We start from the raw sequence: 21339 nt of genomic DNA, 5'->3' as shown, positions 1-21339 counted from the left end.
AACACAAAAACTGAGATACAATGAAAAAAAATTTATTAACTATAGGGCTTTTAGCGATTGGGTTATCTGTTCAGGCGCAGGTACTACTTCATGTAGACAATACTGCTAAGATGTATGTGAGTAACGGAACTCTTGTTTATAACGGAGGCGGTCTTCAGACAAGAGGTTCTGGAAATATTGATCTTTACGGAAATATGATGGTCGTGGGTAACGGTTCATCAGATGTTCTTAGAACCATTACCACTACTGCAACAAATCCAAAGACAGACGGTACAAATATTGTTCTTCGTCTGAATCCTGGTGCACCTGTAAGTGCAACATACGGTCAGCTTTACATTACAGGAATTCCTCAGGAAAATATTACTGGTATTGTTGATAAAGAGTATGCTGCTACAAAGCACGGTGCATATCAACAGTTTGGTATTCCTTTCATCGGAAAATCTTTCTCTGATTTAGGTACTGAACTAGGTGGCGGAGCAAATGCATTCAATAATACAAGATGGGGTGGAAGAGAAATCCTGAAATGGAATAATGCTAGTCTTAGATGGGACGGATCAACACCAGCAACTGCTCCAATCACTAGTTTCACTCAGCCGGGTATTACCATTGATGCTCTATCTCCTACAAGTGTAACTGCCGCTGCAGACAGAACAGCGTATTTTACAGCAGGAACTACAAACTGGACTACGGAAACTCTTCACACAGTTAAAGGTTCTCCTTTTGCTGATGGAATTAAGGGAGCAAACAGAATTCCATTAACATCAGCTCCGCAAACAGCCGTTTCTTTCGGTTTAGGAACGGGGAACAATCAGAATTTCTATTACGAGCAATATAAAACTTATATATTCGACAGCTTTAGTACAGCAACGGCTTGGACAGGAGATTGGGGGAAATTTACCTATCAATTCTCAAATCCATATTTAACGAATATTGACCTGTCATTGATAGCTTATGACGAAGGAACTGCAGTTACGGATAACAATGATTTTGGAAACAATGTTTGGGGTATAAGTGTAGATCCCCAGAATGTAGTTTATAATTCAACTACAGGTACAACATCATCGTATGCGACAACTCAAAATCTTACTTTTTCGGCAAGTGGAGTGCCAAACGGTAATTATGATGCGCTTGTTATAAAACCTTTGGGTACTTTCAAAATTAAATTAAGAAATGGAACAGATCAACTGCTAGATTTTGATAATTTAAGAAGATTCAGTGCTACTCCAAGAGCTGCCACCACTTCATATGGTGTAACAGCTGCTAAAAATACAAACTACGGAACGATTAAACAGTTAGGAGTTTTAGCTTTAGACGCTAATGGTAATCAGATTGGTGAAACTTATTATGTGGTTTCTCCTGATTATGCTACCGGTCATATCCAAAACTCTAATACAAGTTCTGTTCAGGCAGTTACTACTCCGTCTGCAATTATTCAGACTTTTGAAGAAAGTGCTACAGGAGGAATTGATCCTAATTACTCTTCTACTTATAGATTATACATTAACGAAGCAAACGAAACCAATTATCTTGGTAAGAGAATTGACATGAGTGTTTTCGGTAATAATGTAGCTTCATTAAAGTTTGAGATCAGAGATAATGCAAATTTGGTTGCAAATAATACTCATGTTCTTTCAGGCGGAACAGGATTCTATTATTCAGTAGCAAATGGTCAGGCTGTACAGATTAAACAAGGAGATGTAATTCCTGTTTCAAATACCAATTATGGTCTATACTACGGTGCTCCTCAGAGTGTTTTGGGTACTGGTGAAGCTAAACCTCAATCTAGAACTTTGATTACGTATCATCCTGCTATCGATAATTATATCGTTCGATTTGATCCGGAATGGAAATCTGCTTCTATTGAAGTATTTGATGCAAGCGGAAAACTAGTTGTTTCAGAGAAATCTGTTAAAACGAATACTGACTATGTTATAAAGCTAGATTCTCAACTTAAAGCTGTATATGTGGTTAAAGTTGTAGGTAATGACGGAACTATTGTAAACTCCAAAATATTAATTAAATAAAACATGATGATGAGATTTTTCGACAAAAAAATACTTTTAGCACTATTTGTTGTGTCTTTTAGTTTAGTGAATGCTCAATCAAATGGTCCAGGTGTGCCGTGTGGGGCTCCAATTGCAGGGTCACCTCCTTGTAGTCCGACTTCTCCGATTGACATGTATGTTTATATTTTGGCTGCAGTTGCAATTCTTGGAATTGGTTTCTTCGCTACAAAATACAGGACTCAAAAAATATAAAAATTATATTAAAATATGTAAAGCTCTCTGATTAGTCGGAGAGTTTTTTTATTTTTACATATTAAATCACTACGAATACCGAAGTAGGTATTTGAATAATGTGATTATTACTATAAAATAATTAATATCTACTTATGAAAAAGATATTTATGCTGTCAGGAACTGTATTTGCATTTTCAATGAATGCACAATTTTCTGTTAATATACAGACTCAGCCAGATTTTAATGAACAGGATGCTGTATTGTATACTCTGAATGGTTCTAAAGACATCATTTTTACCAAAGAAAAAAATAAGAATAATTCATGGACTTTTAAATATCCAAAAAATTATTCCGGGATGATGAAAATATATTTTCCCAATACCAATAATTCTGTAAGCTTTATTTCGGAAAATAAAAATGTAAACATTAAGCTGGAAACAAAAGCGAATAAAATCCAGAATATCACTTATCTTGACGAAGCAAATGAGCTGATGAATAATATACAGGAATATTCTCAAAAAAAAGAAATCATACTTCCTGCTTTAGCTCAGATTAAAGAATATTATAAAGATAATACCGAGTTTGGAAAAGCTTTAATCAGTGAAATGGGAAAATTGTCTGGTACAAATTCAGTTGACCAGACTAAAAACCCTTTCGTATATTATTATAATAAAAATTACAACAAATTTCTTTCTAACGATTCTTCTAAAAAGGCAACTCAGGAAGAAATTGTAAACTTTATTGATAAATCGAATGATATGTTGGAGAGCTCCTCGCTTTTAAGACCTCTTTTGGTTTCATATCTGAATGTAGGAGGAAATACAAATGTCAGCACATCTGTGGATACACTGATCAATAGATTGAATGTAGAAACTCCGAGAGGACAGACTGTTCTTTCTGAATTGATCGATATTTTTGATGTCTATGACATGAACGAATTCAAGACCAAATATCTTACTCTTGCTAAAAATTTAAAGTGTACGATAAATGATCGTCTTGCATCAACTTTAAAATCTAATGCTGCAACCGATTTGGGAGCTGTTTTTCCGGCTTATAAATTCCATTCACCTGTCAATACTACAGCAAAGACTATTGCGGATGTAAAAGCTGATAAAAAGGTAATTGTGTTTTGGTCTTCCACTTGTTCTCATTGTGAAAATGAATTACCAAAACTGTTGACAAAATATAAAGATCTTCAGGATAAAAATATCCAGGTAATAGGCCTGTCTTTAGACACAGATAAAAATTCGTATACCACAAAAATTGCTGCTTTTCCATGGATCAATGATTCGGAATTGAGGGGATGGAACAGTTCTTTTGCGGAAACTTACAATATTCATGCAACACCTACTTATTTTATTTTGGATGCTAACAATAAGATAATCAGCAAGCCAAATCATGTTGGAGATGTTTTGGAATATTTAAAGCTAAAATAATTTTGGAGGTTAGTAAATATTTTCTATATTTGCACCACCAAAACGGCGAGGTAGCTCAGTTGGTTAGAGCGCAGGATTCATAACCCTGAGGTCACGGGTTCAATTCCCGTCTTCGCTACATATTTTAAACCATAGATTTTTATCTATGGTTTTTTTTTTGATCTATCGTATGAAAAAACTTTGCTTTAAATTTTTGCGAAGTAACAAATGCCCATCGAAAATTTCATTTTCTTCTTGAAAATTATATTTTATGCTTCTTACTGAAGCAATTTGTACTTATTTTTCTTTTAAAACTACAATTTCAAGTTTGCTTAGCTTCATAAAATTGCATTTTTATATTAAAATTGGTTAATTTTTTTTATTCGTATGCTATTTTTATTTTTTTTAAAAAATATTATTGTTTAAAGTAAATTTTATTAATTTTATTCGCAAAATTAATATTTTAGCGTTAACTGTAAATCTATATTTAGAGATAAATATAAAATCTTAAACTTTCAAATCATAAATTTTTCATAAAATTGTAAGAAAAAGTATTGTAGCATTTTGAAATTAAAAATAATATTGTAATTTTACAAAGCCTTGAATGAGGGAACAAGTCAAGGTAATAAATTTTTTTTCATCATTTGTGTTTTTAGAATCGTATCGCCTGATACGATTCTTTTTTTATTTTTTGCTGATACTTTTATAACGAACTAAGAGATCGATGAAATAAGAATAAGTAACAGATCCTTCTTGCTGATTGCTTTTTAGGAAAAGATTATTGGTGAAACCGAAAAAGTCATTAAGCAATCCTTGATGCTCCGAAATAAACTTCTTTTCATTAAGTCTGTCGCGTTTCATTTCATCAGAATAACGATCCAAAATATTTTTCACAAATTTTTCATCTTCATAGATGATCGAGTTTAGAAGGCTTTTTAACGTAAAATATTCTGTGCTGTATTTCAATTCCGTATTTGTGGAGTTTGTCCCAATCAGATACCCGATAAAGTTAGCTTCCTGCTCTCTTGCGAAACCCAATTGATGAGAACTTTCATGAGCTAATGTAAAAGGCAGATAAGAAGACGGTAATTCGGTATTATATTGTGCTTCTGCGGTAAAAGGGTTGTAGTATCCCAGAATCCCTGTAAAACTCATTACATTCTCAAATAAACTAGGTTTAAATGAATTTATATTATCAGTTTGTTTGTTTGTTATAAAATTTGGAATTTTTTTTTGCTGCTGTAAAATTTCTTTCTCTATCGATTTTAGATCTTTAATCATAAAAACCCCATCCTTGTCTTCCTGAACTAATTTTCTTGTTGCTTTCGCTTTTTCTAAATAATCAAGAGCTAAAGCTTTTCTTTTTTCAAGGGTAATGGCTGCTTTTGGGAGTTTTGAAATAATCGGAGTCTGGAAATAGAGCATTCCCCAAAAAATCTGGTAAATGAAATAGGTGATGTTTAAAACAATTAAAATGTTTAATAAAGCATTGTTTCTTGTTTTCTTTCGGAATAATTTAATGATTAAATACACCAAAAAAATTCCGAACAATACATAGATTACATCTCCAATCGAAAAAGGAATCCAGGCAAACAAAAGCTGATGAATTTTTTTCTGAATCTCAAATAAGTTTTCAAAAAAAGAAACTGCAAATTTTAATTTTGAAAAAATAAAAAACAAAAGAAATTGGGCAAGTAAAATACCCGCCCAAAATCTTTTTTTATGATATGATTTTACCATAATTAATGTCCTGCTGATGATGTTTCACCCATTACAATTCCCTGCTTTCTAAGAAGTCTCGGTGTTAAGAAGCCGTAAAAAGCTAAGTATGCAAAGCAAATGATAGGGATAACGTAAGAGAAGTGCGTCCATGTGATTCCCATGATACCTTCCGGGCTTGTTTTATCAAAATCGCAAATCCAGCCTTGGATAAGCGGAATAATTCCTCCTCCTAATATCATCATGACAAGGAAGGAAGAAGCTTTTCCTGTGTTTTTGCCAAGTCCCGCAATCGCAAGGTCAAAAATTGACGGCCACATGATGGAACAAAAAAGACCTCCTGAAATAAAGAAATATTTTGCAATTTCTTTATCCGGATACACCAGTCCCAAGATCATCATGATCACGCCTGCAATTCCGAAAATCATAAGTGTTTTTCCTGCCATTTTCCCTCCGATAAAACTCATGATAATAAATGCCAGAATCCAGAAAGCGTACACGTAAAAACTTGAAACATCTTTACCGCTGAGTTCATTTGCGAAAATGATAATCGCAAAGGCAATAAAAGGAACTATGAATTTCATTACCGTATTCGTGGTTTTAGACATCTTAAAAACGTTGATACTTCCGCTCCATCTTCCAATCATCAGACTTCCCCAGTATAATGATACAAATGGGGCAATATTGTGTTCAAGTATACCTCCAAATTCTTTTGTATGCAACAATGCAGGAAGGTTACTGATAATAGAAACCTCGACACCAACATAGATAAAAATGGCAAGCATCCCTAAATAAAGCTGCGGATATTTTAAAATGCTGAATTTTGTGGATCCGGTTTCAATTGCTGCCTCTTCTTCTTTAGCAGGGTCTTCAATTTTTGAAAACAACATAAAGATAGCTACCAGAATGAAAGCAATACCCAATCCAATAAAAGGCATTTTAACCTGCTTAAGATGTTCTTTTACAAAGCCAACCGGATATTGAATGCTGGTGGATTTTTCTTTTATTTCACCCAGTTTTTTTGTGTATGCATCAACCTGAGAATCATTAGCAGAAAGATTTTGATCAATAGACTGTATCTCTATATCTAAAGACGAAATGTTTTTTTCAACTTTAGCTATAACTTCCTGTACTTTTGCAGGATCATCCTGCTTATCTTTCTGAAGCTCAGTAATGTTCTGAGATAACTCATTTTTATGAGTGAGGTACTCAGTTTTTACAATTTCAATTTTTGATAAATGATCGGTTTTTGGCTGAGAATCTTCTTTATTTCCCATTCCAAATAAAATAATTCCTAAAAGAATGGGTCCGATGGTGGTTCCCAAAGAATTGATACCTCCTGCAAGCGTAAGTCTGTGTGCTCCCGTTTCTGGACTTCCCATTTTAATGGCAAGTGGGTTGGCAACAATCTGCTGTACAGAAAATCCTAATCCTACAATAAATAATGCCGACAGGAAAAACCAGAAATTGGCAGCCAGTGCAGCCGGTACAAAAAGAAATGCGCCTACTGCAGAAAGACACAAACCTACCGCCAAAGTTTTTTTGTAACCAAACTTCTGGAGAATATCACTTTTTAAGGAAATGATAAAGAAGATAACAGATCCTACAAAATAGGCAACATAGAAAGCCCATGCCACAAGCTGGCTCTGAACCTGCGAAAGAACAAACCATTTTTTGAAAACAGGGATCAGTATATCATTATTTGCCGCAACAAACCCCCAGAAAAAAAATACGACAATTAACGATAGAAATTGTGACCATTTGGTCTGTTGATTAGAATCCATAGATTATTAATAATTTATTATCAACAAATATATATTTTTTCTTCGATTAACGATGTTCTATCAAGGTTTTTTTTATTGTCTCAAAAGCAGACAATTTTAAATTTTTCGGAGAATCGGCAGGTTCGAGAATATCATTGAAGTATACTTTTACTTTTCCGGGATAGCCTTTAGAATGATCAAACGGAAACATTTCTTTTAAACCGATAAAAGTAAACACCGCAATAGGTGAGTGGTGTTTTGATGAAAGAGTGAAAGCTCCGTCTTTAAATTCATCCAACATAATCGAAGTGTCATCGGGAACTCCACCTTCCGGAAAAATGACGATGCTGTTGCCTTCTTCCATTTTTTCGGCACATCTTCTGTACACGTCAGCTCGACTTCTCGCGCTGCTTCGGTCTACCATCACACAGATTCTTTTATAAATCGTTCCGAAAATAGGGATTTTTACCAGTTCCTTTTTTCCAACATAGCAAAGCTGGTGATTCGGAAATAAAATACAGGGAAGCATAATGTCCATGATCGAAGTATGATTCGAGATGACAACGTATTGTCTGTTTTTATCAATTTTTTTATCAGTGAGATTAATGAGTTCGTATCGTAAACCCATTCCGAAAAACATTCCGAAACACCAAAGTCTGATGAGTTTATAGGCGTATTTGTAATTTTTTTTATTGAAAGATAAAATGTAGACAGGTATTCCTAAAGCAATTGTCAAAACAAATGCAATGATGATCAGCCAGATTCTCCAGAGGTAATTTAAAATTGTAGTCACAAATCAACCGTTAAATATTACTTTTTTCTTTACCGAATAATTAAGAATGGAAACCAGTAAGATTGCCGCAATTTTACTGATGATTTCCGGACTCAAGGTATAAAAAATTAAATTGATATTGTCTTTGAATACAAAGCTGTAAAAAACTTGGAAGAAAGATAAACTTAAAATTGTCGAAATGAAAGACACTACCATGAAGTAGAAAAACTCTTTTTTCTTTGAGTGCTTTCCTCTTTCGAAAACAAACCAGATGCTCAGAAAATAATTGAATAAAATTCCGCAGCTAGTCGATAAAATATTACTTAAAGGATAGTGTATCCCGTGAAAATTCTGCTCCTGAGCAATCACTTGTGGAAGGTAGGTGCTGAAGAATTTAAAGCTTCCGATTTCCACCACCGCACTGAGTCCGCCTGCAATAATAAATAATAATACCTGTTTCTGGCGTAGTAATAATGCTCTCATTTATTTTAATAATACGCAAATTTATAACTATATGTTAAACAGTGAAAAAAGTTGTTAAATTTTTTTTCACATTAAAAATAATTTCTAAATTTAATTTTCAGAACGAAAGAAATTGTACCTGATAAAAAATTCATTTTCAACTTTTTCTGTTGATGGTCTTTCTATCTTGTAGTGCATGATGAGAAGTATCTGCGCAAGTTTTTTAAACCACATTAATCTAAATATTTGTATGAAATCTCAAAACAAATACAGAAAATTTCAGCTTCAGCAAAAAAATATTGAAGTTTTGGAAAAAGAAAACTCTCGTTTCAAGAGAGTATATTCAGAGTACGAAAATATGTCTAACGATCTTTGGGATCTAGAGAACTCAGACGGAGATCCTATTCCTGACGATTTTATCATTGCTATTCAATTACAGACCTCGTATCTGGAAGAAGAAATAGAAGACTGGCTTGTACAATTCAATCAGAACAAAAACGAAATCAAAAGCTAATTTTAATCATAAAAAAGGGTTTCCATATTTGTTTTTAAAGGCTATGTAAAGATAAATTTATAATTTAGCACTCTTAAATTTAAGAAATATGGTTGCTATTGTTGATAGTGGTTCTACGAAATCGGATTGGGTAATTCTGGATGACTTTAAAAATGTTTTCCTGAAGACCGAAACCATTGGTTTCAACCCGAATTTTATCAACAGAGAGCTTATTGTACCCGAAATTGAAAAAAATGCAAGCTTAACATCGGTAAAAAACTCAATCACCAGAATTTTTTTCTATGGTTCCGGCTGTGGAGTGAAGCAAAATTGTGACACTATTGAAGAAGAAGTTGGGAAGGTTTTTACCAATGCAAAAATCGTTGTAAAAGAAGATCTTTATGCTGCTGCATATGCTGCTTATGCCGGAAAACCTACAATTGTCTGCATTTTAGGCACAGGTTCAAACTCATGTTATTTCGACGGAGAAAATTTAACGATAAAACTTCCCTCTTTGGGTTATCTCATGGGTGATGAAGGAAGCGGAAGTGCTATAGGAAAACAACTCGTGCGCAGATTTTTTATGCAGAAACTTCCTCAGGATTTACATCTTGAGTTCGAAAAAACATACGGCTTAACAATCGATGAAGCATTGAAAAATATGTATCATACAACAAGACCGAATGCTTATTTAGCCAATTTCAATAAATTTGTGGTTGAAAGAAAAGATCATCCCTATTTCCAGAATATGGTTTTGGAAGAGATGAAGAATTTCTTCGATTATCAGGTTCTTCCTTATGAAGAATCTCAGAATGCTGAGATCAACTTTATAGGATCCATTGCTTATTATTACGAAAATATTTTACGTTCTGCGGCGTCAGAACTCAATTTGAATGTGGGACATATTGTACAGAAGCCAATCGAGAGTTTGGTTAACTACCACATTAAATATATACTTTAAAAAAACAAAAAATCTTATGTCAAGTAAAAACCACCGCGACGAAAAAACTTTTAGTCAGGCAGCGTTAGATTATCATAAAGCAGAACCGAAAGGTAAAATTGAAGTAATCCCTTCAAAGCCACACTCATCTCAGAGAGATCTTTCTTTGGCGTATTCTCCGGGAGTTGCGGTTCCGTGCATGGAAATCCACGATAAACCTGAAACAGTTTACGATTATACAGGAAAAGGAAATTTGGTGGCGGTAATTTCAAACGGAACAGCGGTTCTTGGTTTGGGAGATATTGGTGCGGAAGCTTCAAAGCCGGTAATGGAAGGTAAAGGTCTTTTGTTTAAAATCTTTGCGGATATCAATGTTTTCGATATTGAAATTGATGAAAAAGATCCTGATAAATTCATCGAAATTGTAAAAGGTATCGCTCCGACTTTTGGAGGAATCAACCTTGAGGATATTAAAGCTCCCGAAGCTTTTTATATAGAACAAAGATTAAAGGAAGAATTGGATATTCCTTTGATGCACGATGATCAGCACGGAACGGCAATCATTTCTGCTGCGGCATTAATCAACTCTTTGCAAATTGCCAATAAAAATATCGGAGATGTAAAAATGGTCGTGAATGGGGCAGGAGCTGCTGCCATTGCCTGTACCAATCTTTATATTTCTCTTGGTTTGAAAAGAGAAAATGTATTAATGTGCGACAGCAAAGGTGTAATCAATCATAGAAGAGAAAATCTTACTCCTGAGAAATTAGATTTCATTGTTGAAACAGATATTGATACTTTAGAAGATGCCGTAAAAGGTTCAGACGTTTTCATTGGTTTGTCTAAAGGAAATGTAATGAGCCCTGAAATGCTTTTGAGCATGAATGAAAATCCGATTGTGTTTGCATTGTCAAACCCTGATCCGGAAATCGCTTATGACTTAGCTTTAGAAACCCGTAAAGACGTGATCATGGCTACCGGAAGAAGTGATTATCCTAATCAGGTAAACAATGTTCTTGGTTTCCCGTATATTTTCCGTGGTGCATTGGATGTTCAGGCAAAAGGAATTAATGAAGAAATGAAATTGGCTGCAGTTCACGCCATCGCCGATTTGGCTAAAGAACCGGTTCCCGAAGCCGTAATTTTAGCGTATAATGTTCAGAATTTACAGTTCGGAAGAGAATATTTTATTCCAAAACCGTTTGATAACAGATTGATTACCAAAGTTTCTAGTGCTGTTGCAAAAGCTGCAATTGAAAGTGGAGTAGCAAGAAAAACCATCACTGATTTTGAAGAATATGAAAATCAGCTTCTCGACAGAATGGGAAGAGACGAGAAGTTGGTAAGAATGATGCAGAACCGTGCAAAAGCAAATCCGAAGAGAATCACTTTAGGAAATGCTGAAGAATATAACGTTCTTAAAGCTGCACAAATTTTATATGAAGAAGGAATTGCTCATCCTATTCTTTTGGGAGACAAAAAATATGTGAAAGAGCAGATGGAGCGTTTCGGAATCAATCTTGATGTTCCGATTATCGATCCGAGTGATGATGATCAGAAAGAAAACAGAAAAAAATACAGAGAAACACTTTGGAAACTTCGTCAGAGAAAAGGGATGAACGAGTATAAAGCAAAAAGATATGTTCGCCAAAGAGATTATTTTGGCCCTTTAATGTTGAAACATGGTGATACGGACGGATTAATCATCGGTTTTTCTAAAAATTATGTATCAACCTTAAGACCTGTTTTAGAAGTAATCGAAAAAGATAAAGGCGTTGACAAAGTTGCTGCCATGATGATGATCTTATCTGAAAAGAAACCTATTTTCTTTGCAGATACATCGATCAACCAGAATCCTTCTGCTGAAGATCTGGTAAATATTGCTAAAATGGCAGAACATACGGTAAAATCTTTTGCGATCGAACCAAGAATTGCGATGTTGGGCTTTGAAAACTTTGCAGCGATTTCTGAAACTTCAAAGAAAGTGGCAAAAGCGGTAAATATTCTTCATGAGAAATTCCCTAAAATGATTGTGGATGGAGAAATTCAGCCTGATTTTGCCATGAATTCTGATCATTTGAGTGATTATCCGTTTTCAAAATTAGGAACTACTCCTGCGAACACATTTATTTTCCCGAATCTTGAATCTGCTAATCTATCTTACAAAATCATCAGAGGAATGAAGGTTGCTCAGGTAATCGGACCTATTTTGATGGGATTAAAACAGCCTGTTCACGTTTTACAGATGCGTTCAAGTGTCGATGAGATTGTAAATTTGGCAACGGTTGCCGTTTTGGATGCTCAGAGAAGAGAAGGTAAAAAATAAAAAAAAGAGTCCCGAAGGGACGAATTTCTACAGAATAGGATAAAATCCTATTAAAAATATTAAAACGGTCTGAAATCAGGCCGTTTTTTTGTGAATTTTTTTAATTTTTAAAATAAAATTTTCATCCAAGCAAACGAATAAAAAGCTTTTTCGAGTTGATACTTTTACCTTCATTTTCTTGTCGGTGCTGTTTAAAAATAAGTTAAAAACTATTCTTCTCTGAAATGAAAACATTACTTAGTTTAAATTACTATATTTGGAAGTTATAAAAATTAATAATGATATTTTCCCTACAGGGCATCGTTCAGGAGCTTACGCCAACTTACGCTGTGATCAACGTAAACGGAGTGGGCTATTATACCGGGATCAGCCTCATGACTTCTCAAAAACTTACTCTAAATAAAGAAACATTTCTTTTTATCCAGCAGATTATTCGTGAGGATGCACATCTGCTTTTCGGGTTTCATACGCGTGCGGAAAAGGAAATGTTCAACCTCTTGATAAGTGTTAACGGTGTAGGTGCTGTTTCAGCGCTTATTTTACTTTCCACTTTAAGTCTTGATGAAATTGCTTCAGCCATACTTTCTGGCAACAGTGCGCTGATTCAAAAAGCTAAAGGAATCGGAGCAAAAACTGCTGAAAGAATCATTGTTGATCTGAAATACAAAGTACAGAAATTCAGTAATCCGGAAGAGAATATTTCTTCTTTTGCAAATAATAAAATCAAGGATGAGGCGTTATCTGCATTAGAAGTTTTAGGAATTCCTAAAAGATCAAGCGAAAAAATTGCAGACCGCATTTTAAAGCAAATACCTGAAATATCGGTAGAAGAATTAGTAAAACAAATCTTAAAAAATATTTAACATTTGGTGAAAAATAATAAGTTTCTCAGTATTTATATATTCTTGTCATTTTTATTTGGCTCAGTAAATATTTTTGCACAGGAACAAAACCAGCAGAATTCTTCGATAAGGAAGAATTATGAGGTTACCGACCCAACCTATTATGAAGCGTATTACGATATCAAAACCGGGATGTATTATGTATATCCTAAAATAGGTAATACAATAACGGGGCCAGGTGTGGCTATGTCGCCGGATGATTATAAAGAATTTATGTTGGCAGAGCAATCTAAAGCTTTTTACAGAGATAAAGCTGATCGCTACAACTTAATGTTCAGAAAAGATAAATCTGAAGCGGCTAAAAAAGGACTTATTCCTTCATTAACAATCAATAACCGACTTTTTGAATCGATCTTTGGAAGCAATAAGATTGAAATAATTCCTTCCGGTTACGCTTCATTTGATTTTGCAGGATTGTACCAGAAAATAGACAATCCGTTGATTTTACCACAAAACAGAACGAGTTTTACTTTTGATATCGATCAGAGAATTCAGCTTGGTTTGATAGGTAAAGTTGGGGAGAACTTACAGCTAAAAGCCAATTACGATACCCAAAGCGGATTCGCATTCGAGAACAGAATGAACCTGGTTTGGCAGTCAAAAGGTACCTGGAAAGATCTTCAGACTAAAGGTCTGAACGAAGTGAATAAACCGAATGCAGGAGGCGAAGATAAGATCATCAAAAGAGTAGAATTCGGTAATGTGAATATGCCGTTATCTACAAGCTTAATTCGTGGTTCTGAGTCTTTATTCGGGGTAAAAACAGAATTCCAGTTGGGAAAAACATTCGGTACAGTGGTGCTTTCTCAACAGCAGGGTGAAGCCAGAAATATTGTTGTGCAGGGTGGTGGAACAATGAACAATTTTAAAATTAATGCAATCGACTATGAAGAAAACCAGCATTATTTTATTGGGCAATATTTCCTGAATAATTACGACAATGCATTAGTAAATTATCCTCAGATCAATTCCAGAATCAGTATTTCCAGAATGGAAGTATGGGTTATGGATCAGGGGAATTCAAATTTATCTTACCAAAAAAGTATCATCGGGATCAGAGATTTGGGTGAAGGTGCTTCAGGTTTACCCGATAATTCTCAAAATGGGCTTTATCAGCAGGTTAATTCGGCAATCGGCACGCCCAGAGAACAAGGGAAAAATTATCTTCCGACTTTTCAGGGACAAACTTTTCCGGGAAGTACAGAACCTTATGATACCGGAGAACATTTTGTATTAAGTACCAAAGCAAGAAGGCTAAATGCTAACGAATATACCTATCATCCACAGTTAGGATACATTTCTTTAAACCAGAAACTAAACGATCAGCAACTTTTGGCAGTTTCATTTTCATATACGGTGAATGGAACCAATCAGGTTTATAAAGTTGGGGAATTTTCTGAAGAAAGTCCTGTACTGGTTACAAAACTTTTAAGATCAAATACAAAAATAAATGTTCAGTCCCCGATGTGGAACTTGATGATGAAGAACTTCTATTCTTTGGATGCTGCACAAATCGATCAGGACGGATTTATTTTGAATGTCTATTACCGTGATGCTCAAACCGGAGGTAAAGTAAACTACCTTCCCAATACGAGTGTTGCAGATACCAATCTACTAAAATTATTAAACTGGGATCGTCTTAACGTAAACGGAGATTTACAAAATAATGGTAGCGTTGCCGGTGATGGGGTTTTTGATTTTGTGGAAGGAATTACCATTAGAAAAGATCTCGGTAGAGTCATGTTTACCAAAGTGCAGCCTTTCGGAAGCTATATGGCTCAGGTATTGGGAAGCAGTAATCCTCAGTATGTGTACTCAGACTTGTATAGCCAGCAAAAACAGGTGGCAAGTCAAAGTAATCTTTCTCAGCGTTACACGATGGAAGGTCGTTACAAAGGTGCACAGGGACAAGGAATTTCTTTGGGAGCTGTAAATGTACCACAAGGTTCGGTAAAAGTTTCTGCAAATGGAGTTCAGCTTACCGAAGGAATAGACTACACCGTTGATTATATGCTGGGAACAGTGACCATCATCAACGAAACAGTGAAACAATCAGGTCAGGCAATTAATATTTCTCTGGAAAATCAATTGACTTTCAATACGCAAAGAAAAAGATTTTTAGGTTTAAATTTAGAAAGAAGAGTCAGCGAAAACTTTATTTTCGGTGGAACAGTCGTTAATTATTCCGAATCTCCGCTTACCCAAAAAGTTAATTACGGTCAGGAAGCCGTAAACAATACTATGGCGGGAGTGAATATGATGTACAACAATCAGCTTCCGTTCCTGACAAGACTTACCGATAAAATTCCGGGGATTAATACAGAAGCTCCTTCCAACTTAAACTTTAAAATGGAGGCTGCCTATCTGATTCCGGGAATCAATAAAGGAACAAATGATCAGTCATACATCGACGATTTCGAACAAACTACATCAAAAATATCATTAAAGGAACCAACAGCGTGGAGTTTGGCTTCTAAGCCGGAAAAAAACCAAAGTAATCCGATTTTTGCCGGAGCAGGTGTTAATGATGATCTTACCAATGGATATGGCAGAGGTTTGCTTACGTGGTATAATATTGATCCTAGATTTTGGGGTGTAGGAGGAAGAGCTCCACAAGGAATTACTGCAGAATCGGTATCGAACCACGCATCAAGACGTGTACAGTTTTCAGAGATTTTCAACAACAGAGATTTTGTAGCGGGAGAGCAGACCTTTACCAATACTTTTGATATTTCTTATTTCCCTCAGGAAAAAGGACCATATAATGCCAATCCTGCAACGGAAACAACTGCACAGAGATGGGCGGGAATCATGCGTCCGATAAGTGTTTCCAATTTTGTGAATTCAAATATTGAATATGTTGAATTCTGGATGATGGATCCTTATGCAGACGGAAACAATCTAGGAGCAGAGCCTAAACTTCTTTTACAATTAGGAAATGTTTCTGAAGACATTCTTAAAGACGGTTTGATGCAGTATGAAAACGGTTTGCCAACAGGTGGAATTCCATCAACAACGACCACATCAAACTGGGGTATTCAGCCGAAGCAGCCACCAATTTTATATGCGTTTTCAAGTGAAGGAGGAGACAGAACAGCACAGGATTTAGGTTATGATGGTTTGAATTCTGATCAGGAAGCAATGCGATTCGGAAATACTTTTGTAAACCCGGTAACCAATCTTTCCGATCCTGCAGTAGATGATTTCATATTTTATATGTCTGATAAATTTACAGGAAGCCAGGCTTCTTCAATTATTCAGCGATACAAATATTTCAGAGGCCCTGAAGGGAACTCGCAGAGTAATTCATTAGAAGTTTCTTCACAAACTCCGGATGCAGAAGATATTAATAAAGATTATAACTTAGACCAAACAGAAAGTTATAACGAATATGTTGTTAAACTTGATCAGGCTAGTTTATCTGCTGGGACGAGTAATTATATTGTTGATCAGAAAACGGTACAGGCTACGTTTCAAAATGGCAAGACTGATGATGTGAAATGGTATCTTTTCAGAATTCCTGTTTCAGATTATAATCAAGCAGATGCAGGTGGAGAGAAAAATCCATCCATCCTTAATAATGTAAGATTCGCAAGAATGCTTTTAACAGGTTTCGACCAGACTTCAACCTTAAGATTCGGAACGATGGATCTGATCAGATCTGATTGGAGAAGATATTCTAATCTTATTTATAGTGAGACTGTCAGTTCTGCAAACGAGGGAACAGCAGGACCTGTGACTTTGAATGATAACTTCGAAGTAGGAAGTGTGAATATTGAAGAAAACGCACTAAACCAGCCTCCATATGTACTTCCTCCGGGAATAGACAGACAGGTTCTTAGTGGAAATGCAGGAGCACAAAGACAAAATGAGTCTTCACTTTATATGAAAGTGAAAAATATGACCAATGAGGCAAGAGGAGTATTCAAAAATACACAGCTTGATATGAGAAGGTACAAAAAGTTAAGACTTTTTGTACATGGACAAAACTTAGACAATCCAATCTCTTCAGATTATGATAATACTACAAAATTCTTCATCAGATTTGGTAGTGATGCTACCGATAACTACTACGAATATGAAGCATCTTTAAAATATACTCCTAGTACTGCAACCGCTCCAATGGAGATTTGGCCGATAGAGAATGAGGTGGATTTCAATATTCAGGATTTTGTAGACGCAAAAATCAGAAGAGATAGAGCTTTTCCAAATAATATCATTGAAAGAAGAAAGGATTCTCAGTTTGGTGATGACAACAAAGGAATTTACATAAAAGGTCGTCCTTCCTTAGGAAGCATTACAACCATTATGATTGGTGTAAGAACGAAAAACAGAATAGGAACGAGCGGAAGAATTCTTTGGGTAAACGAAATCCGTCTTTCTGAAATTGAAAACGATGGCGGTTATGCAGGAAATGCGAGCTTAAATTTCAATTTAGGAGATTTCGCCACCGTTAATACAAGTGCATCCTATTCTTCAGTAGGTTTTGGAAATATTGACTCTAAACCAGCTGAAAGAAGCCAGTCTACCCAGTCAGCATTCAGTATTAATACAGCAGTGAATGTCGATAAGTTCTTACCGGAAAAAACCGGGATGAAAATTCCTGTGAACTACTCTTATTCACAAACGATCGAGGATCCGAAATATAATCCTTTAGATACCGATGTTGAATTCAGCAAGGCGGCAAACAGAGAAGAGCTTAAAAAAGTTGCAAGAACGTACACTCAGCAAAGAAGCTTAGGAGTCGTAAATATGCATAAAGAAAGAGTGAAGCCGAACAGCAAGCCGAAGTTTTATGACGTAGAAAACCTTTCTCTTACGGCGGTGTACAATGATGATCATTACCGTGATATTTACACCAAGAAAAATTACAGACAATATCTGAGAGGATATTTAGATTACAATTATACATTCAAGCCATGGGTAATCAGACCGTTCAATAAAATGATCAGCGATACAGCCAAGTCTACGAAATATCTGAGATGGGTGAAAGAATTTAATTTTAATCCGATCCCGACCAGATTATCTTTCAGAACTGAGCTCGACAGAAATTACAATGAGCTTGAATTTAGAAATATCGATGCTATTCTGAGTGGAAATCTTAATGATGATTTTGCTGCTTTGAAGAACAGAAATTTCTATTTCGGATGGCAATATGGTTTAGGATTTAATTTTACAAAATCTTTAAAACTCGAAATCAATTCCGCAACAAGAACGTTGAACGATAATGTAGATGTAAATACAATGGATACTTCCTCGATCTTCGGAAATATGTTCAGAGCGGGAAGACCGGTCTTGTATAACCACAGAGTTCAGCTGAATTACAAATTGCCGTTCCAGTATTTACCTTATCTTGATTTTATCGAGGCTGAAGTGGGGTACGGATTTACCTATAACTGGAATGCAAGATCAACAGCGCTTCTTGCGAGTCCTGATGGAAGTTTAGGATCAATAGGGCAGAACACCAATGTTATTTCTGCAAATGCTTCTGCGGATATACCAAAATTCCTTGGGCAGTTCAGTTATTTTAAAAGAATGTCTACGACGCTTCAGAAACGTAAACAGGAGCAGGATTCATTGAATAATGCTTACACTCAGGCTTGGGAGAAAAACAGATATACGTATAAAAAATATAAGTTTAAAAATAAACTGTCTGTAATGCAAAGTGCAGCATTCTTACTGACATCTTTCAAACAGTTAAATGTTAATTATTCCGAAAATAACGGAAGTGTTATTCCGGGATTGTTATCTGCACCGAACGGATATGGTTACGGTCAGACATTGGGTGGTCCTACGCTTGGTTTCCTTTTCGGTTCGCAGGCCGACATCAGACGTACTGTTATGGAAAGAGGTTGGGTAAGTGATTCCGAATTCATGATCGATCCTTACATCAAAATGTCAACGCGGGAATTACGAGCCGATTTGCAGGTGTCTCCGGTCAATGATTTCAGGATAGATTTTAATGTATTGAGTACATATAACAGAAACTTCTCGCATACAGGGTTTAATTATGTTGATCCGCAAACCGGCTTTGCAAACCCGAATCTAACCTTTGCAAGTGATATGGTTTCGTATTCGAATACGGTCGTGCTTCTTAATACTTCATTTAAAGAAAGCTCATATATATATGATGCGATCAGGGCAAATGCACAGTCTATTTCCCGACAAATGGGAGGATTGTTAAACTCGGACGGATATACGGATGGTCATAGTCTTTCAAATGCGTATGTTTTGATCCCTGCATTCCGTGCTGCAATGGAAGGTAAAAATCCGGAAAGATTAGGAAATCCTAAAAAAGCAGGTCTTCCGATTCCAAACTGGAGAATTATTTACTCAGGATTAAGAAATATACCGATCATCAATGGTCAGTTTACCAAGTTTGATATTTTACACAGCTACAGTGCTACTTATACGGCAACTGGGGTTCAGTCGAATATTGATTATTTTAATATTGCAAATGATGTTGAAAGTTCTCAGCGTGATGTCAATAATAATTTTATTAATCCTTACACTTTCTCTCAGGTAGGTTATACCGAATCTTTCTCACCACTGATTGGTGTGGATGTAACGATGAGAAACAATATGCAGTTTGGTATTCAGTATAATAAAATAAGAACCATGATTCTTGGTCTGGTAAACCATACACTTACTGAAGACTCAAATACGGAATATGTAGTAAGATTAGGATACATTGTAAGAAACTTCAGACTCGGAACTAATAACCAGAGAGGTGCGAAAGCTAAAGGTTCAGACCTGAATATCCGTGGTGATATTTCACTTCGTGATAGCCAGACAAGTATTATGAATATACTATTAAATGATTCTCAGATTACGGGTGGACAAAGATTAATGAATATTAAACTTTCTGCAGATTATAACGTTTCGGAAAACCTGAATCTGCGTTTATTCTATGAGCAGATGACTTCTAAGTATAAAATTTCCACAGCCTTCCCGCTGTCGACCATCAGAGCCGGAATTTCCGCAACATTCACTTTTGGTGACTCCGGAGGTTTCTAAATCTAAAACTAAATCCCTTTCGAAAAAGAAAGGGATTTTTTATTTCACAACTATTGGAAGATAGAGTTCCAATCACTATATTTGGTAAGTAATAATAATTAATTTAAATCGGAATAAAAGATGCGCAGTTTTGTGTGTCTTTTGTTTTTTTAATACCTATATAAAAATCCCAAATAAAAAGGAAAAAATTACTTTTTGAACTTATGCGAAATTTTCTTTGAGCATATCTCTATTTTGAATAAATTTGTCAACATTAAAAAAGAAAGAAAAATGAATACACCGTCAGAATTAAAGTACACTAAAGATCACGAATGGATCAAGATCGAAGGCAATGTTGCTACAATTGGTATTACAGACTTTGCACAGGGAGAGTTGGGCGATATCGTTTATGTAGATGTAGATACTGTGGATGAAGAAATCAACGGTGGAGATGTTTTCGGAAGTGTTGAGGCAGTAAAAACAGTTTCAGACCTGTTCTTACCTATTTCAGGAAAAGTAATCGAGTTTAATGCTTCTCTTGAAGATCAGCCGGAATTACTAAATTCAGATCCTTACGGGAATGGGTGGATCATCAAACTTGAGATTGCAGAAGGTGCAGATCATTCAGAATTGCTTTCAGCTGAAGATTATCAGGCGATCATTGGATAAAATTTCGAACATATTTATAAAGATATTGCCCATTTATTGGGCATTTCTTACTTATATGCTTTTGCGTCCCGGAGTTGAGAACCACGAGTATTTCTTTATGTTCGATGGGATCGACAAGGTTTTGCACTTAAGCATATTTGCGGCATTAGGATTTTGCTTTATCGCTGCCTTTCCCAAAATCAAATTTTCATATTACTTTCAGATCATACTTATTTACGCCTTCCTCACCGAAATTTTTCAGGAAGAAATGAACTTAGGCAGATCCATGGAAACTTTGGATATTGTTGCAGACACGATCGGCTGCCTGATCGGTTACTATATATATAAGATATTGATCAGGAAATTTTCTAATTAAAGCCTTCTGAAGAAAATTACTATTACTCTTAGCTTTACTTTTATTCTCCCGCGTTCCAATTCTCCGACTTTTCACATTCATATTTTTCTTAGGAGCTATTTCCCGCTCTCCTCTATATCTTTTGCTCTTCGTTGCTCATCACAAAAGGATGCCGTTACGATGGTAAGTTTGCATTAAGTGAAATTGATTAATAACTTAGTTAAAAAAATTAACCAAAAGAGTAAAAGCAGCAGGATAAAGGCAGACGCTTCATTGATACTTCGATATCGCCCCCGATTTTATTCCCC

Annotated in this window: 13 protein-coding genes and 1 tRNA gene; 10 read left to right on the top strand and 4 right to left on the bottom strand. The window is 35.5% G+C overall.

The genetic code is table 11. From position 1 onward, the window contains the following. Positions 1-20 precede the first annotated feature (20 nt). The 3 genes from BA768_RS08210 to BA768_RS08195 all read left to right on the top strand — a co-directional run bounded on the left by BA768_RS08210 (position 21) and on the right by BA768_RS08195 (position 3794). Positions 21-2024, top strand: coding sequence for a T9SS type A sorting domain-containing protein (locus BA768_RS08210; RefSeq protein ID WP_065720354.1), 2004 nt, complete (start codon positions 21-23; stop codon positions 2022-2024). Between the two features lie 368 nt (positions 2025-2392). Then, positions 2393-3676: a peroxiredoxin family protein gene (locus tag BA768_RS08200; RefSeq protein WP_065720353.1), complete on the top strand. Its 1284-nt coding sequence runs from the start codon at positions 2393-2395 to the stop codon at positions 3674-3676. Positions 3677-3720: 44 nt separating this feature from the next. Next, positions 3721-3794: transfer RNA gene (locus BA768_RS08195), tRNA-Met, on the top strand. A gap of 545 nt (positions 3795-4339) precedes the next feature. Here the strand turns inward: BA768_RS08195 and BA768_RS08190 are convergent. The 4 genes from BA768_RS08190 to BA768_RS08175 are packed head-to-tail and all read right to left on the bottom strand — an operon-like array spanning position 4340 to position 8392. Then, the gene (locus tag BA768_RS08190) at positions 4340-5395 is read right to left on the bottom strand and encodes a DUF3810 domain-containing protein (RefSeq protein ID WP_065720352.1); all 1056 of its coding nucleotides are present in this window, start codon (positions 5393-5395) and stop codon (positions 4340-4342) included. A gap of 2 nt (positions 5396-5397) precedes the next feature. Beyond that, positions 5398-7158 (bottom strand): MFS transporter, encoded by a 1761-nt coding sequence (locus BA768_RS21450; protein ID WP_065720351.1) that lies wholly within the window; start codon positions 7156-7158, stop codon positions 5398-5400. Positions 7159-7204: 46 nt separating this feature from the next. Beyond that, entirely contained in the window at positions 7205-7930 is a 726-nt protein-coding gene (locus BA768_RS08180) for a lysophospholipid acyltransferase family protein (protein WP_081874592.1), read from the bottom strand. 3 nt (positions 7931-7933) lie between these two features. Continuing rightward, positions 7934-8392 (bottom strand): GtrA family protein, encoded by a 459-nt coding sequence (locus tag BA768_RS08175; RefSeq protein WP_065720350.1) that lies wholly within the window; start codon positions 8390-8392, stop codon positions 7934-7936. A 229-nt stretch (positions 8393-8621) separates the two neighbouring features. Here BA768_RS08175 and BA768_RS08170 point away from each other — a divergent pair, with 229 nt between their 5' ends. From BA768_RS08170 to BA768_RS08140, 7 genes are all read left to right on the top strand, one after another. Beyond that, positions 8622-8885 carry a hypothetical protein gene (locus BA768_RS08170; protein ID WP_065720349.1) on the top strand — a complete coding sequence of 88 codons (264 nt, stop codon included), beginning with the start codon at positions 8622-8624 and terminating at the stop codon, positions 8883-8885. A gap of 88 nt (positions 8886-8973) precedes the next feature. Then, on the top strand, positions 8974-9825 hold the full coding sequence (locus BA768_RS08165; RefSeq protein ID WP_034679260.1) for an ATPase: 852 nt from the start codon (positions 8974-8976) through the stop codon (positions 9823-9825). A 16-nt stretch (positions 9826-9841) separates the two neighbouring features. Continuing rightward, positions 9842-12130 (top strand): NADP-dependent malic enzyme, encoded by a 2289-nt coding sequence (locus BA768_RS08160; RefSeq protein WP_065720348.1) that lies wholly within the window; start codon positions 9842-9844, stop codon positions 12128-12130. Positions 12131-12408: 278 nt separating this feature from the next. Beyond that, the gene (ruvA, locus tag BA768_RS08155; RefSeq protein WP_065720347.1) at positions 12409-12993 is read left to right on the top strand and encodes a Holliday junction branch migration protein RuvA; all 585 of its coding nucleotides are present in this window, start codon (positions 12409-12411) and stop codon (positions 12991-12993) included. Positions 12994-12999: 6 nt separating this feature from the next. Next, on the top strand, positions 13000-20049 hold the full coding sequence (gene sprA, locus BA768_RS08150) for a cell surface protein SprA (RefSeq protein WP_065720412.1): 7050 nt from the start codon (positions 13000-13002) through the stop codon (positions 20047-20049). A 270-nt stretch (positions 20050-20319) separates the two neighbouring features. Beyond that, the gene (gene gcvH, locus BA768_RS08145) at positions 20320-20697 is read left to right on the top strand and encodes a glycine cleavage system protein GcvH (RefSeq protein WP_034679315.1); all 378 of its coding nucleotides are present in this window, start codon (positions 20320-20322) and stop codon (positions 20695-20697) included. A 25-nt stretch (positions 20698-20722) separates the two neighbouring features. Beyond that, entirely contained in the window at positions 20723-21052 is a 330-nt protein-coding gene (locus tag BA768_RS08140) for a VanZ family protein (RefSeq protein ID WP_065720346.1), read from the top strand. Positions 21053-21339 lie beyond the last annotated feature (287 nt).

The organism is Chryseobacterium sp. CBo1 (genome assembly GCF_001693475.1).
Taxonomy (GTDB): Bacteria; Bacteroidota; Bacteroidia; order Flavobacteriales; family Weeksellaceae; genus Chryseobacterium; species Chryseobacterium formosense.
The sequence above is the reverse complement of the archived record's forward strand: the minus strand, read 5'-3'. Positions and strand labels throughout refer to the sequence as shown.